Below are 14802 nucleotides of genomic sequence, written 5' to 3'. Positions count from 1 at the left end.
CCGCCGCGACGACCGCCCCGGCGCGGAAACCGCCATGTAGCAGCGTCCCCCCAGAGTGTCCATCCCCCGTTCAGGGGGGCACTTAGCAAAGCTTCATGGAGAGCCGATAGGTTGTGACTCCTGAGCCCCCACGCACCTCCGGGCGGTCCGGAGGGAGTTGGATCATGGGAAGCGCCTCGCTCGTCAGCTCGTCCTGGTATTGCCTGGTCGCCGTCCTGGCGGTGCTCGGCGACGCGTTCCTGCCGTTGCTGCCGAGCGGCACGCTGGTGATCCTCGCCGTGCTCAAGACCGACCGGATAACCGGGGCGCCGCTGATGCTGGCCGGCGCGGTCGCCGTCTCCTCCTTCCTCGGCGACGTCCTGCTGCTGGCCCTGGTGCGACGCGGTGCGCCGTTCCTGCGCCGGCGGCTGGCCCGCAGCCCCAAACTCGCCGACAGCGTGCGGCGGATGCAGCAGTCGCTGGACGGGCGGACCAGCCGGACGGCGGCCGCCGTGGTGATCGTCGCCCGCTTCGTGCCCGGCGGGCGCACCGTGCTGGACCTGGCGATAGGGCACTCCCCGGCCCCCTCGCACCGCTTCCTGCGCTGGTCGGCGGTGGCCGCCCTGATCTGGGCCGGCTACATCGTGGCGCTGGGCTGGCTGAACAGCCACTGGTTCAACACCGCTTGGCTCAGCATGGCGGTCTCCTGCGCCGCCGCCACCTCGATCAGCGCGGCCGTCGCCCGCGTGGTGCGCCGCAACCGCCGGCTGTCCGGTGCCCCCGTCGAATCGAGCGACCTGGGCGAAGCGGCCTGATCCCCGGCCACCGCGGCCCCTCCCGCGGACCGTGGGCCGCCTGCGCCCCTGCCGCGGACCGGGCCGGCCGCGGCTGCCCGGCCGAACGTCTCGCCGCTCTCCGCTGATCGAACACGTGTGTCTCAGGACGGCAACAGAACCGCCCGCCGCGCAGCCGCGCAGCGACCTGCGCACGTCCTGGACAGGAGAGTCGGGCACGGTTCGGTCCTGCTTGGATCCAACCCCTCGTCCATGACATCCTGCTTTAAAAATACTGATCAATTGCCGTATTTTTCCTGGCTGCTTCCGACCACACGCGGGGCGGCCGGACTCGATCTGGTTGGGGAGACCATGAGCAGCATCTCGCGCAGGAAAATGCTGGGCGGAGCAGCCGGTGCGGCAGCCCTCGGAGCGCTCACCGCGTGCGGCAGCGGGTCCGGTTCCCACCAGGACGCCGTCGCCGCCGGTTCGAGCGGTGCGCCCGGCAGCCCGACGCCCGCCGCCTCCCCCTCCGGCAAGGTCACCCCGATCGGCGACGGCTCGACCGCCGACACCGGCCCGCAGCCGAACCAGCCCACCTGGCAGAAGCTGAAGCCGGGCGAGACGCCGCCGCAGTTCGTCGTCTTCTCCTGGGACGGCGCCGGCGCCACCGACGACGGCCAGTTCGACCGCTTCCTCAAGCTCGCCGAGCAGTACAAGGCGACCTTCACCTTCTTCCTCTCCGGCATCTACACGCTGCCGAAGAGCAAGACCAGCCTCTACCACGCGCCGATGCACCCGGTCGGCGCCTCGGACATCCCGTACCTGTCCGACGGCGCGATACGCAACACCATCCAGAAGATCAGCCAGGCCTGGCTCGCCGGTCACGAGATCGGCACCCACTTCAACGGCCACTTCTGTTCCACCCGCCCCGACCACAACGGGGTCAACCGCTGGGCGCCGGCGGACTGGGAGAGCGAGATCCAGCAGGCCGTCTCCTTCGTCACCCAGTGGAAGACCAACACCGGCTTCACCGACCTGCCGCCGCTGCCCTTCGACTACACCAAGGAGCTGATCGGCGCGCGCACCCCGTGCCTGGACGGGCAGAAGGGGCTGCTGCCGACGGCCGCCAAGCTCGGCTGGAAGTACGACGCCAGCTCGCCCGGTGAGAAGCAGACCTGGCCGATCAAGGTGCAGAACGGCCAGATCTGGAACTTCCCGCTGCAGTCCATCCCGTTCCCGGGCGAGAAGTTCGAGGTCCTCTCGATGGACTACAACATCATGGCCAACCAGTCGAACGGCGACCCCAAGGGCGACCCGGCCAAGCACGACCAGTGGCGCACCCAGGCCGCCGGGGCCTACCTGGCCGGCTTCAACCGCGCCTACAACGGCAACCGGGCGCCGTTCTTCGTCGGCAACCACTTCGAGCAGTGGAACGGCGGCATCTACATGGACGCCGTCGAGCAGGCGCTGAAGCAGATCGCCGGACAGCCCGACGTCAAGCTGGTCTCCTTCCGGCAGCTGGTCGAGTGGCTGGAGCTGCAGGACGAGTCCACGCTGCGCAAGCTGCGCACGCTGAACGTCGGCCAGGCGCCGACCGGCGGCTGGCAGACCTTCCTGGGCGCCGTCGGCTGAGACCGGCCCGCTCCGGCGCGGTCCACCGATGGGCGGCAGCAGGCGCTGCCGCCCATCGGCGTCCCCGGGCAACGGCCGCCGTCAGTCGGCCGCTCCCAGCGCCGCCAGGGTCCGGCGGGCGACCAACGGCACGCCCGCCGGGCCGAGCAGGATCGAGTAGTGGTTGGTGTCCGGCACCCGGGTGCAGGTCAGGCCCGCCGGTGCGGAACGCGCCAACCGCTGCGCGTCGTAGAGGGCCTGCCCGTCGTCCAGCGGCCCGCGGTCGGCCCAGAGCAGCTCGGCCGGGCAGGGCAGCCGGTGCACCGCACCGGTCACCTCCGGGTCGACCAGCAGCTGCGTGCTGTCCAGCTCGACCGCCGGAACCACGCAGGACGAGCGGTACCCGGCCGCGGCGCCGGTCAGGTCACGCGCCAGGTAGGCGTCGGCCGCCGCGGTGTCCAGGCTCGACCAGGCCGGGTGGCGCTGCCAGAAGTCCCGGTAGGCGGGCCAGTTAGCGAAGGTCATCGACAGCCGGGCCACCGCCGGGCCGAGCACCGCGTCCAGCACCTCCCCGTGGGTCACCCCCGCGGGCAGCGGGAAGGCCAGCGCGCCGTCGACCAGCACCAGCCGGCGCACCAGCGCGGGGTGGTGCACCGCCAGCACGGTACTCACCCAGGCGCCCATCGAGTGCCCCAGCACCACCGTCGGGCGCCCGCCCAGCAGTCGGTCGATCGCCACGGCCGCGTCGGCCGCGTGCCGGGCGATCCCGTACGGTCCGCCGAGTCCGGCACTGCCGGCCCGGCCGCGCAGGTCAGGGGCCACCAGGGTGGCCCGGCCTGCCAGTTCGCGGGCCAGCAGGCCGAAGGCCAGCCCGTTGCCGGTGACGCCGTGCAGCGCGAGCACGGTGGGCGCCGCGGGGTCGGCGGCCGGCCAACGCAGGACGGCCAGCTCGCCGCCGGGCACGGCGACGCCCAACTCCTCGGCGGCGGGGGCGGGGTGTTCACGGGTCATCAGTCACCTCTCGGCGGTGCGACTGGGTCGATCCGGTCGCCTGCCCCCTACCCCGGAGCGTCGGATTCGTATCCCCGAGCGATTCCGGCCCATCTCTCCGCCTTATCAGTCGAAGCGATTATCCGACCGCCGAATTGGCAGAAACTCATCCCGAAGGAGTCCTCGGTTCCCGAACCGGTTGCGATCACGCTTGCGGTGCTGGACAGTTGGACACTATTCAAGGCTCACCCGAGCGGCTCGACGAGGAGCCCGACGGGTCGAGCGGGGACACATTCCAGGGGGCCGGGGGGCCGTTTTCCGCACGGAGTGAGCGCCGACCGCGGACGCAGGGAGAGCGTCCGCCACCGGACCCGGGCGGGCGGGCGCCGGCCCACGGGGGGAGCCGCCGTGCACCGCACCAGCCCGCACTCACCAGCCGTCACGGAGAGCGACGCCGAGGCCACTCTGCAGCTCCTGCTCCCCCGGCTGGACCCGCACCCCGCAGCACCGCCCGACCCGCTCGACCCGCTCCCCGGGGCCCCGGCCGCCGAGGGCGCGGACGGCGCGGCGGTCATCGAGGACACCGCCGCCGACCCGGAACCCGCCTACGACTACGAGCGGTTCAGCCGCCTGGCCGGCCCGCCGGTCGACCCCGACCCGCTGACCCCCTACCGGGTCGCCTACCGCAGCCTGCTGCTGGTCTGGCTGCTGCTGCCCGGCCACTGGCCCCGCCGCCCCGGCGAGAGCGACACCTGGCTGCTCGCCGCCGACAAGACCATGGTCGCCATGGTCGCGGTGATCGAGGTCTTCCGGCTGGTCACCGTGGTCTCCAATGCGCACGCCACCCTGGTGGCCCGCGACCCGGTCCCGGTGCTGCCGCCGGCCGGCGGCCGGGTCGCCTTCCTGACCACCTGCGTGCCCGGCAAGGAGCCGGCCCGGATGGTGCGGGCCACCCTGACCGCCGCCAAGGCGGTGCGGCACGCCGGCCCGCTGGACGTCTGGCTGCTCGACGAGGGCGACAGCCTGGAGATGCGCCAACTCTGCGCGGAACTGGGCGTCTACCACTTCAGCCGGGCCGGCCAACCCCGCTTCAACCGGCGCAAGGGCGCATTCCGGGCCCGCACCAAGCACGGCAACTACAACAGCTGGCTGGACCTGTACGGCGACCACTACGACTTCTGGCTCTCGGTGGACACCGACCATGTTCCGCTGCCGAACTTCTGCGAACGGATGCTCGGTTACTTCCGCGACCCGGACGTCGCCTTCGTGGTCGGCCCGCAGGTCTACGGCAACTACCACTCCGCCCCGACCTCGGTGACCCGCTTCTCGGAGAGCCAGCAATTCCTCTTCCACGCGCTGATCCAGCGGGCCGGCAACCGCTACGGCGCCCCGATGTTCGTCGGCACCAACAACGCGGTGCGGATCAGCGCGCTGCGCCAGGTCGGCGGGCTGCGCGACTCGATCACCGAGGACATGGCCACCGGCCTCGAACTGCACCGCCGGCGCAACCCGTTGACCGGCGAGCGGTGGAAGTCGGTGTACACCCCGGACGTCCTCGCGGTCGGCGAGGGCCCGGCCTCCTGGACCGACTTCTTCTCCCAGCAGCTGCGCTGGAGCCGCGGCACCTACGAGACCCTGCTCACCCGGTACTGGAAGGTGGCGCCGCAGCTGGGCCCCGGCCGGCTGCTCAACTACACGCTGATGGTCTGCTTCTACCCGATGGCCGCGCTGACCTGGCTGTTCGGCGGCCTGTCCAGCGTGCTCTACCTGGTGCTCGGCGCCTCCGGGGTGCACGTGTCGCTCTCCATCTGGATGATGCTCTACAGCGACGCAGCCGCCCTGCAGATCCTGCTCTACACCTGGAACCGCCGGCACAACGTCAGCCCGCACGAGCCGGCCGGCTCCTCCGGGGTGGCCGGCATGGTGATGACCGCGCTGTGCGGCCCGATCTACGCCGCCTCGCTGCTGCAGGCCCTGCTGCGCCGGCGCAGCCGCTTCGTGGTGACCCCCAAGGGCGGCGCCCGGAGCACCGACCGGCTCGCCACCTTCCGGATCCACGCCTGCTGGACGCTGGTCTTCGGCGGCTCGCTGGCCGCCTCCTTCGTCACCGGCTACGGCCAGCCCGCGATGCGCGTCTGGGCGGCCATCGCCCTGCTCTGCACCCTGCTGCCGCCCGCCATCCACGTCTTCGACCGCCTGCGCGCCCGCCGCCCCGCCCCCGCCCCGCGCACCGCCCCGATCGAGGAGACCGTCCGATGAAGCTGCACCGCCTCGGCCGCGCCCGGCGCTTCGCGCTCGGCAGCACCGCCGTCCTGACCGTGGCCGGGATGAACGCACCCGCCGTCCTCGACTTCGTCAACGCCCGCTACCACGCCTACGTGATCAGCCGCCCGGGGTACATGGCCCGGTACGGCTCCTGGCAGACCCTGGAGTTCCCGAAGGAGTTCCGGGTCAACGCGATCCACGCCACCCTGCTGCGGACCGGCAAGGTGCTGATCGTGGCGGGCTCCGGCAACGACGCGCAGGACTTCGCCGCCGGCACCTTCAAGACCCTGCTCTGGGACCCCGAGAAGAACACCTACAAGCTGATCCCCACCCCCGCCGACCTGTTCTGCAGCGGCCACACCTCGCTGCCCGACGGCAACGTCCTGGTGGCCGGCGGCACCCAGCGCTACGAGCAGCTGGACGGCACGGTGACCAGGGCGGCCGGCACCATGCGGGTCCGCAACGAGAACCCGGACGCCGCCCGCACCCTGCCCAAGGGGACGGTCTTCACCGCCCCGGACGGGCGCCAGTACCAGAGCGACGCCGACGTCACCGTGCCGGCCGCGACCAAGACCGTCGACGGGGCCAGGGTGACCGTCACCGCGAGCGAGCAGCACGTCTTCGTCGAGGCCCTGGTGAAGGGGCAGAGCCAGGTCAGCAGCGTCGAGACCCAGTACGCGATCAAGGGCCTGACCGGCGCGGACGCGCACAACCTGTACGGCATGACGGACAGGCTCAGCCTGGACAAGCAGGACTTCCAGGGCCTGCGCACCGCCTGGGAGTTCAACCCGGACACCGAGATGTACCAGCCGCTGCCGCCGATGCAGTACGCCCGCTGGTACCCGACCCTGACCGGCCTCGGCGACGGCCGGGTGATCACCGTATCCGGGCTGGACGACACCGGCCAGATCCTGCCCGGCACCAGCAACGAGTTCTTCGACCCGGCGACCAGGACCTGGTCCAAGGCCCCCGACCAGTACTTCCCCACCTACCCCGCGCTCTTCCTGACCGCCTCCGGCAAGCTCTTCTACTCGGGCTCCAACGCCGGCTACGGCCCCGCCGACCAGGGCCGCACCCCGGGGCTGTGGGACCTGGGGACCGACAGGTTCACCGCCGTGCCCGGGCTGCGCGACCCCGGCCTGCTGGAGACCTCCTCCTCGGTGCTGCTGCCGCCGGCGCAGAGCCAGAAGGTCATGGTGCTCGGCGGCGGCGGGGTCGGCGAGTCACCGCTGTCCACCGCGCGCACCTCGATCGTCGACCTGACCGCGCCCGACCCCAGCTTCACCCCCGGCCCCGACCTGCCGGCCGGCGGCACCCGCTACCTGAACAGCGTGATCCTGCCCGACGACACCGTCTTCACCACCGGCGGCTCCGCCGACTACCGCGGCAAGCACCGGAGCGACCTGCTCAAGGCGCAGATCTACCACCCGGACAGCAACACCTTCACCCCCGCCGCCTCGCCCACGGTGGGCCGCGACTACCACTCCGAGGCGCTGCTGCTGCCGGACGGCCGGGTGGTGGTGCTCGGCTCCAACCCGCTCTTCGACGACAAGGCCGACACCGAGCCCGGCACCTTCGAACAGCGGGTGGAGATCTGGACCCCGCCCTACCTCCACCACGGCCCCCGTCCCCAACTGACCGACGCGCCGGACCGGGTGGCGCTCGGCGGCAGCCTGACCGCGAGCACCCCGGATCCGGCCGGCATCGCCACCGCCCGGCTGATGCGACCCAGTTCGGTCACCCACGCCACCGACGTGGAGCAGCGCTCGGTGGCGCTCACCATCACCGGGCGCACGGCCGGGGCGGTGACCCTCGGGCTGCCGGGCAACCCCGACCTGCTGCCGCCGGGCTGGTACCAGCTCTTCGTCACCGACACCGAGGGGACGCCCTCGGTGGCCCGCTGGGTGCAGGTGACCGGCTAGGGCCGGTCCGGTGGGCCCGGTCGGCTACCGGCTACTTGGCCAGCGCGAGCGCGTAGGCGAGCCAGAAGTCGCCCGCCTTGGGCTCGCCGCGGCCGCAGTCCCCGTCCGACTCGCCGGGGTTCTTGACCCACAGGTAGGCGTCGACCAGCGGATCCCCGGTCCGGGTGGTCGGCGCCGGGCCCAGCGCCCGCCCGGCCGGGTTGCACCAGGCGGTGGCGGACAGCGGCCCGTTGCCGTTGCGGCTGGTGTCGATCACGAAGTGCTTGCCGCCCAGCGCCGCGGAGAGCGCCGCGCCGTAGTGCGCGCTGTCGTCGGTGCGGTAGAAGTTGGCGACGTTCACCGCGAAGCCGTCGGCCTGCGCCAGACCGGCCGAACGCAGCGCGGCGGCCAGCGCGTCCTGGTCCGTCAGCCAGCCCGGGTTGCCCGCGTCCAGGTAGACCCGCACCCCCGGCTGCCGCTTCAACTGCCCCACCGCGTAGGCGAGCACCCCGTACCGCTCGCCGACCGCCGACTGGTCCAGCCCGCAGTCGGCCAGCGTGTTGGCCACCGCGTCCGGCTCCAGCACCACCCAGGCCTGGTGGCCGGCCAGCGCCCCGGCGAGCTCGTCGATCCAGGCGCGGTAACCGGCCGCGTCGCCGGCCCCGCCGGCCGAGAACCGGCCGCAGTCGCGCCGCGGGATGTCGTAGGCGACCAGCAGCGGCACCTGGTGGGCGGCGGCGGCTCGGGCCAGCACCGGGCGGACCACGGCGGCCGGGTCGGGCCCGGTGAGCCAGATGCCCATCGGCTGGTCGGCGATCCGGTGCAGCGCGGGCAGCTCGTCTGCGCGCCCCTGTGCCTGCGCCTGCGCCAGCTGTTGCGCCGCCGAGGACTGGTCCCAGACGAAGAACGGCTCGGCGGTCGGCGGCGCGGGCGACGTGCCCCCGCAGCCGGCCGCCGCCACCGCCAGTGCGGCCGCCACCAGCGCCGCCACCCGTGCTCGCCGACGCACCGTCAGGCCCTCCCCACGTGCGGACTCGGCCTTCAGCTTGGCACAGGCCACCCCGCCGCCGGGGCCGTTCGCCGATCCGCTGACCGGCGCCGGCCCAGGCGCTAGGATCCCCGGCCCGGGCGCGGGCCCGGGCGCCGGGATCAGCGGTCCGTCAGGCCTTGAGGTCCGGGATCCGCCAGTTCAGCGGCTCGCCGCCGAAGCCCTGCAGCGCCTCGTCGATCTGCGAGAACGGCTTGCTGCCGTGGAAGAGCTTGGCCGACAGCGGCGACGGGTGCGCCCCCTGCACCACCACGTGCCGCTCGGTGTCGATCAGCGGCAGCTTCTTCTTGGCGTAGTTGCCCCAGAGCACGAAGACGCACGGCTCGGCCCGGTCGCTGACCGCCTTGATCACCGCGTCGGTGAACTTCTCCCAGCCCTTGTTCTTGTGCGAGTTGGCCTCGTGCGCGCGCACCGTGAGCACCGCGTTGAGCAGCAGCACGCCCTGCTCGGCCCACGGCATCAGGTAGCCGTTGTCCGGCACCGCCACCCCGAGGTCGGCGTTCAGCTCCTTGAAGATGTTCCGCAGCGAGGGCGGGGTCTTGGTGCCGGGCAGCACCGAGAAGCTCATCCCGTGCGCCTGGCCGTCGTCGTGGTACGGGTCCTGGCCGAGCACCAGCACCCGGACGTCCTGGTAGGCGGTGGCGGCCAGCGCCGAGAAGACCTGCCCGCGCGGCGGGAAGACCTGGTGCGCGGCCCGCTCGGCGGCGACGAACTCGGTCAGCTGCGCGAAGTACGGCTTCTCGGTCTCGCCCGCCAGCACCTCCCGCCAGGCCTCGGGCAGTTCGAACTCTGCGGCCTCGTCCTGCGACACGGCGGTTTCCACCTCAGCGACCTCGGTCACGCCATCAACCTTCCCCAACCGGGCCGGTGCGGCCCGCCCGTCAACGTTCACCCCGCACGCTACACAGCACTGCCGACAGCGCCCACTTCGCCCACCTCGGCCACCCGCCCGCGGCGCCGGGTGGTGTGCTTCAGCCACTGGTGCTCCAGCAGGTTCAGCAGCACCAGCAGGCCGGCCAGCAGCGACAGGGTGGCCAGCGCCGGGGCGTGCCGCACCAGCGGCAGCAGCAGGAGCTGCACCAGCACGGTGGCCAGCCGCAGCCAGGCCACCGCCTTGAAGGTGACCCACCGGGTGTAGCCGAAGGTGAGCAGGAAGAGCGCGCAGCCGCCGTAGAGCAGCCCGAGGGTGCCGCCGTCCAGGGCCCGGCCGGGCCGCGCCACCGTCTCGTTGAAGCCGACCGCCACCGCGAGCACCCCGGCCACCAGCGCGAGGTGGCCGTAGGAGTAGACCATCCGGAGGATGTCGCGGCGCGAGTCGGTGGTCGCCATGGCGTGCCGCATGGCCTCGCCGGCGTGCACGAAGTACAGCCACCACAGGCCGCCGGAGATGGTGAACGCGGCGCTCACCGCGACCAGTTCGGCAGCGCTCAGGGCGCGCCCGGCGGCCACCGGGGCGCCCAGGTCGACGATCGACTCGCCGAGCGCGACCAGCAGCAGCAGGCCGAACCGCTCGGGCAGGTGGCCCGGGTGGTAGACCACGGCCGCCAGCCGCCGGCGCAGCACCGTCGGCCCGGCCAGGTCGATCAGCGCGGCCGCGCCCCACAGCGCGAGCCGCGGCCCGTCCGGCAGCAGCCCGCCGGTGACCAGCAGCGGCCCACTCAGCGCCGCGCCGACCCCGTACGGGCCGAGCCAGGTGCCGCGGACCCGGACGATCATCGCCAGCAGCGCCAGCCGGGCCGCCCAGTAGGCGACGCCGAAGAGCAGCCCGCGGCTGCCGTAGGCGCCGGGCAGGGCCAGCGCCATGAACAGCCCGCTGAGCGAGACCGCGAAGATGCCGAGCCGGTCGCGCGGGTTGTCCACGTCCCGCACGTTGGCCTGCACGGTGGTGCCGACCCAGGCCCAGTAGAGCGGGACGAAGACCACCAGCGCGCGCAGCAGCCCGAGCGCGCCATGGTGCGCGTTGAGCAGCCCGGTGACCTGGGTGATGGCGAAGACGAAGACCAGGTCGAAGTAGCCCTCCGCCCAGGTGACCCGCTTCTCCGGTTCCGCCTCCGCCATCCCACGCCCCCCTGCGTGCCGCCGGCGAACCGGCGGGTGCTCAGACCAGCTCGATCAGCTCCGCGACCGAGCCCACCACCCGGGTCGGCCGGTACGGGAAGCGCTCGACGTCCTCCTTGGAGGTCAGCCCGGTGAGCACCAGCACCGTCTCCATGCCGGCCTCCATGCCGGCCACGATGTCGGTGTCCATCCGGTCGCCGATCATCACCGCGCTCTCCGAGTGCGCCCCGGCGGTGTTCAGCGCCTCGCGCATCATCAGCGGGTTCGGCTTGCCGACGAAGTACGGCTCCACCCCGGTCGCCTTGGTGATCAGCGCCGCCACCGAACCGGTGGCCGGCAGCACGCCCTCGGTGGACGGGCCGGTCTCGTCGGGGTTGGTGCAGATGAACCGGGCCCCGGCGTTGATCAGGCGGATCGCCTTGGTCAGCGCCTCGAAGCTGTAGGTGCGGGTCTCGCCGAGCACCACGTAGTCGGGGTTGTTGTCGGTGAGCACGTAGCCCACCTGGTACAGCGCGGTGGTCAGGCCCGCCTCGCCGATCACGTACGCGGTGCCGCCCGGACGCTGGCCGGCCAGGAACTTGGCGGTGGCCAGGGCCGAGGTCCAGATGCACTCCTCCGGCACCTCCAGGCCCATGCCGGCGAGCCGGGCGGCCAGGTCGCGCGGGGTGTAGATGGAGTTGTTGGTGAGGACCAGGAAGGGCTTGCCGGACTCCCTGAGCCGACGGATGAACTCGTCGGCCCCCGGGATCGGGGTGCCCTCGTGGATGAGGACCCCGTCCATGTCGGTCAGCCAGGACTCGATGGGCTTGCGCTCTGCCACGTACCTTCTCCGATGGATCGTGCGACGGTGATTACCTGCGACGGAGCAGGACGGCGCTGTCCTGCGGTGGCTGCCCCAACGGCCCCCAGCCTAGTGGGCTCGCGCGTTCGAGTGCAGCGCGTCCCCTCCACCGCGCCGGCGGCGCCGTGATGGAGTGGGGACATGACCACGCCCTCCCGCACCCCCTACCGGGTCGCCCTGCTCGGCTACGGCCTGGCCGGGGCCGCCTTCCACGCGCCCCTGATCGCCACCACCCCGGGACTGCGCCTGGACGCCGTGGTCACCGCGAACCCCGAGCGGCGCGCCCAGCTGGCCGCCGACCACCCCGACGCCCGGGCGCTGGACACGCCCGAGCAGCTGTTCGCCGCGGCCGACGAGTTCGACCTGGTGGTGATCGCCACCCCCAACCGCACCCACCTGCCGCTGGCCCGCACCGCGCTGCGGGCGGGGCTGGCCACCGTGGTGGACAAGCCGCTGGCCGTCACCGCCGCCGAGGCGCAGGCCCTGTGCGGGCTGGCCGTCTCCCGCGGGACGCTGCTGACGGTCTTCCAGAACCGCCGCTGGGACAACGACTTCCGCACCGTCCGGCGGCTGGTCGAGGAGGGCTCGCTGGGGCGGGTGCACCGCTTCGAGTCCCGGTTCGAGCGGTTCCGCCCCAAGCCCAAGGCCGGCTGGCGCGAGCTGGCCGACCCGGCCGAGGCCGGCGGGACCCTCTACGACCTGGGCAGCCACCTGGTCGACCAGGCGCTGACCCTGTTCGGCCCGGCCCTGTCGGTGTACGCGGAGATCGACACCCGGCGGGACGGCGCGGTGGTGGACGACGACGCCTTCCTCGCCCTGACCCACGCCGGCGGGGTCCGCTCGCACCTGTGGACCAGCGCCCTGGCCCCGCTGGGCGGGCCGCGGCTGCGGGTACTGGGCGACCGCGCCGGCTACCTGAAGGACGGGATGGACCCGCAGGAGGCGGACCTGCGGGCCGGCCGGCGCCCCGGCGACGGCAAGCCGTGGGGCGTGGAGGACCCGGCGGCGCACGGCGTGCTCGGCTCCGACGGGCAGCGCGAACCGGTCCCCACCGACCCCGGCGACTACCCCGCCTTCTACGCCGGCCTGGCCCACGCGCTGGCCACCGGCACCCCGCCCCCGGTCGACCCGCAGGACGCGGTGGCCGTGCTCACCGTGCTGGAGGCCGCCCGCCAGAGCGCGGCGACGGGGCAGACGGTGCCGCTCGGCTGACCCCGAGTCGGACCGCTCAGACCGCGATCACCTCGACCGCCTGACCCAGGCCCCGGAAGTCGGCGGCATTGCGGGTGTAGAGCGGCAGTCCGGTGGCCGAGGCGATGGCGGCGATCATCAGGTCCATCCGGCGCGGGCGCGGATCGCGCCCCGCCGCGATGGTCAACGCAACCAGCGTGCCGAAGCGCGCCGCCGCGGGTGCGTCGAACGGCAGCGGCTCGAAATCGGTGACCGCCGCTCCGAGTTTCTCCAGCCGTGCTGCCCTGGAGACCGGGTCCTTGGCCATGGCGACACCCTGCTGCAACTCGGCCAGGCTGATCGCGGTCAGCTCGGGCAGGACCGGCAGGACCGCCGGATCGAGCAGATCCAGGTCGATGTAGGTACAGGTGTCCAGGACGCCCGCCGGCCGGCGTTCAGCCACGGCGACGCTCGAAGGGGTCATCGTCGTCGCCGATCCGGTCCTCGGTGCCGAAGAACTTGTCGGCCTCCTCGCGCATCTGCGCGTAGTCCACCCGCGGCAGTCGGACGTGGCGGGCCACCAGTTCCTCCGCGGTCAGCCGGCGCCGCCGGCCGAGCGGGCGCAACTCGGCCACCTCGACGCCGTTGCGGGTGATGTGGAACGTCTCACCCGCCTCGACGGAATCCATCACCGCGGCGGAGTTGTTGCGGAACTCACGCTGGGTAATCGTCTTCATACAGCAATTGTAGCCCCATGAGACACAGCGGGCTACCGTGCGGCCGAGGCTCGACCGACCGCCTTCGGGAACTTCCCGGCCCGGCCCGCGGTTTGGCATGGCACCGGGCCCGATCCACGGGCCGGTCGGGCTGAAGGGAGGACCACGTGCTCCAGCTGCTCACGTTCGTCCTCGGCGTGCTCCGGCTGCTGGTCGCCCAGTCGCTGCCGGCCGCCGACCCGGGACCGTTGAGCATGCTGGCCGCGGCCGCCACCCTGGTGCTGCTGGCCGGGGTGCTGAGCGCCGGCTTGGTGCTGGCCCGGCTGCTCGGAGCGCGGTCCCCGCACGCGGTGCGCGACCGGATGCTGCGCCGGCGGGCCGAGGACACCGCCTTCCTGCCGCAGCGCGACCCGGACGCTCGGGGCCGCCGCCGGCCCAGGGCACCGGGCGCGGCCCCGGCGGCCGCGTAGCCCACCGGAGCACCCGCACCACACCGCACCGCCGTGCCCGCCGCGCGGCCGTCCGCCGTCTTTCCGTTCCGTCAGACGCCGGAGGGCCACTCCCGCATGTCCGTTCTCTCGATCTTCGACCCCGCCGTCGGCCTCGCCCACCAGCTGGTCGGCGCCCTCACCCACCTGATGCCGGCCGCCGCCGCGATCGTGCTCTTCACCTGCGGCGTGCGCCTGGCGCTGCACCCGCTGGCCCGGGCCGCGGCCCGCGGCGAGCGGGCCCGCAGCCGGCTGGCGCCGCAGGTGGCCGAACTCAACCGGAGGTTCAAGGGCCGCCCCGAGCAGCACCGGGCGGCGCTCGCCGAGCTCTACCGGCAGGAGCAGGCCTCGCCGTTCGCCGGTTGCCTGCCGCTACTGGTGCAGATCCCGTTCTTCTCGGTGATGTACCGGCTCTTCACCCTGCCGAAGGTGGCCGGGGTGCCCAACGACCTGCTCGGGCACACCCTGTTCGGCGTGCCGCTGGGCACCCACCTGGCGGGCGCGCACGGCGCCGGCCAGGTGGCCGTCTTCGGGGTGCTCCTGCTGGCCCTGGCCGGGGTCGGCTACGCCGGCTTCCGCCGGGCCCGCGCCGCCGCGGCGGCCACCCCGCCGGCCCCGGGGGCGGCGATCGCGCCCTACCTGGCGTTCGGCACGGTGCTGTTCGCCGCGCTGGTGCCGCTGGCCGCCGCGCTCTACCTGCTCACCACCGGCGCCTGGAGCGCGGCCGAGCGGGCCCTGCTGCACCGCGGCACCCCGGCGGCCGCGCCCACCCGAGCCGTCGCCGGGCCGGGCGGCCGGCCGCGCCCGGCGCGCTGAACGCCGAGCACTCAACGCCGAGCACTCAACGCTCAGCGCGCACGGCGCAGGGGGGGGGGGGGGGGGGGGGGGGGGGGGAGGGGGGGGGGGGGGGGGGGGGGGGGGGGGGGGGGGGGGGGGGGGGGGGGGGGGGGGGGGGGGGG

At 73.4% G+C, this 14802-nt stretch carries 14 protein-coding genes; 7 read left to right on the top strand and 7 right to left on the bottom strand.

Going from position 1 to position 14802, the window contains the following annotated elements:
* Positions 1–164: 164 nt before the first annotated feature.
* Together ACQRUO_RS26940 and ACQRUO_RS26935 are read left to right on the top strand one after the other, a co-directional pair.
* Positions 165–794, top strand: coding sequence for a DedA family protein (locus ACQRUO_RS26940; RefSeq protein ID WP_428318663.1), 630 nt, complete (start codon positions 165–167; stop codon positions 792–794).
* A 330-nt stretch (positions 795–1124) separates the two neighbouring features.
* Positions 1125–2387, top strand: coding sequence for a hypothetical protein (locus ACQRUO_RS26935; RefSeq protein WP_428318662.1), 1263 nt, complete (start codon positions 1125–1127; stop codon positions 2385–2387).
* An 81-nt stretch (positions 2388–2468) separates the two neighbouring features.
* Here ACQRUO_RS26935 and ACQRUO_RS26930 read toward each other — a convergent pair whose 3' ends face one another.
* Entirely contained in the window at positions 2469–3377 is a 909-nt protein-coding gene (locus ACQRUO_RS26930) for an alpha/beta hydrolase (RefSeq protein WP_428318661.1), read from the bottom strand.
* 387 nt (positions 3378–3764) lie between these two features.
* Here ACQRUO_RS26930 and ACQRUO_RS26925 point away from each other — a divergent pair, with 387 nt between their 5' ends.
* Positions 3765–5615: a glycosyltransferase family 2 protein gene (locus tag ACQRUO_RS26925; protein WP_428318660.1), complete on the top strand. Its 1851-nt coding sequence runs from the start codon at positions 3765–3767 to the stop codon at positions 5613–5615.
* Positions 5612–7543, top strand: coding sequence for a galactose oxidase-like domain-containing protein (locus tag ACQRUO_RS26920; RefSeq protein ID WP_428318659.1), 1932 nt, complete (start codon positions 5612–5614; stop codon positions 7541–7543). Before ACQRUO_RS26925 ends, ACQRUO_RS26920 begins: the two co-directional genes overlap by 4 nt.
* A 31-nt stretch (positions 7544–7574) precedes the next feature.
* Here ACQRUO_RS26920 and ACQRUO_RS26915 read toward each other — a convergent pair whose 3' ends face one another.
* From ACQRUO_RS26915 to ACQRUO_RS26900, 4 genes are all read right to left on the bottom strand, one after another.
* The gene (locus ACQRUO_RS26915) at positions 7575–8531 is read right to left on the bottom strand and encodes a glycoside hydrolase family 6 protein (protein WP_428318658.1); all 957 of its coding nucleotides are present in this window, start codon (positions 8529–8531) and stop codon (positions 7575–7577) included.
* Between the two features lie 151 nt (positions 8532–8682).
* Positions 8683–9411 (bottom strand): uracil-DNA glycosylase, encoded by a 729-nt coding sequence (locus tag ACQRUO_RS26910; RefSeq protein WP_428318657.1) that lies wholly within the window; start codon positions 9409–9411, stop codon positions 8683–8685.
* 59 nt (positions 9412–9470) lie between these two features.
* Positions 9471–10628: a low temperature requirement protein A gene (locus ACQRUO_RS26905; protein ID WP_428318656.1), complete on the bottom strand. Its 1158-nt coding sequence runs from the start codon at positions 10626–10628 to the stop codon at positions 9471–9473.
* 40 nt (positions 10629–10668) lie between these two features.
* Entirely contained in the window at positions 10669–11448 is a 780-nt protein-coding gene (locus ACQRUO_RS26900) for an HAD-IIA family hydrolase (protein WP_428318655.1), read from the bottom strand.
* A gap of 162 nt (positions 11449–11610) precedes the next feature.
* Between ACQRUO_RS26900 and ACQRUO_RS26895 the strand changes: the two genes are divergently transcribed.
* Positions 11611–12681: a Gfo/Idh/MocA family oxidoreductase gene (locus ACQRUO_RS26895; RefSeq protein ID WP_428318654.1), complete on the top strand. Its 1071-nt coding sequence runs from the start codon at positions 11611–11613 to the stop codon at positions 12679–12681.
* A 16-nt stretch (positions 12682–12697) separates the two neighbouring features.
* Here the strand turns inward: ACQRUO_RS26895 and ACQRUO_RS26890 are convergent, their stop codons facing one another.
* Both ACQRUO_RS26890 and ACQRUO_RS26885 read right to left on the bottom strand, forming a co-directional pair.
* Positions 12698–13102, bottom strand: coding sequence for a type II toxin-antitoxin system VapC family toxin (locus ACQRUO_RS26890; protein WP_428318653.1), 405 nt, complete (start codon positions 13100–13102; stop codon positions 12698–12700).
* Positions 13095–13376 carry a type II toxin-antitoxin system Phd/YefM family antitoxin gene (locus tag ACQRUO_RS26885; protein ID WP_428318652.1) on the bottom strand — a complete coding sequence of 94 codons (282 nt, stop codon included), beginning with the start codon at positions 13374–13376 and terminating at the stop codon, positions 13095–13097. Before ACQRUO_RS26885 ends, ACQRUO_RS26890 begins: the two co-directional genes overlap by 8 nt.
* 146 nt (positions 13377–13522) lie before the next feature.
* On the opposite strand from ACQRUO_RS26885, the gene ACQRUO_RS26880 reads away from it, so the two are divergent.
* Together ACQRUO_RS26880 and yidC are read left to right on the top strand one after the other, a co-directional pair.
* Positions 13523–13825: a DUF6412 domain-containing protein gene (locus ACQRUO_RS26880; RefSeq protein WP_428318651.1), complete on the top strand. Its 303-nt coding sequence runs from the start codon at positions 13523–13525 to the stop codon at positions 13823–13825.
* A 96-nt stretch (positions 13826–13921) separates the two neighbouring features.
* Positions 13922–14659, top strand: a complete 738-nt coding sequence (gene yidC / locus ACQRUO_RS26875; protein ID WP_428318650.1) for a membrane protein insertase YidC — start codon at positions 13922–13924, stop codon at positions 14657–14659.
* The last annotated feature ends 143 nt before the right edge of the window (positions 14660–14802 follow it).

The sequence above is a fragment of the Kitasatospora sp. LaBMicrA B282 genome (assembly GCF_050325825.1).
Lineage (GTDB): Bacteria > Actinomycetota > Actinomycetes > Streptomycetales > Streptomycetaceae > Kitasatospora.
The sequence above is the reverse complement of the archived record's forward strand: the minus strand, read 5'-3'. Positions and strand labels throughout refer to the sequence as shown.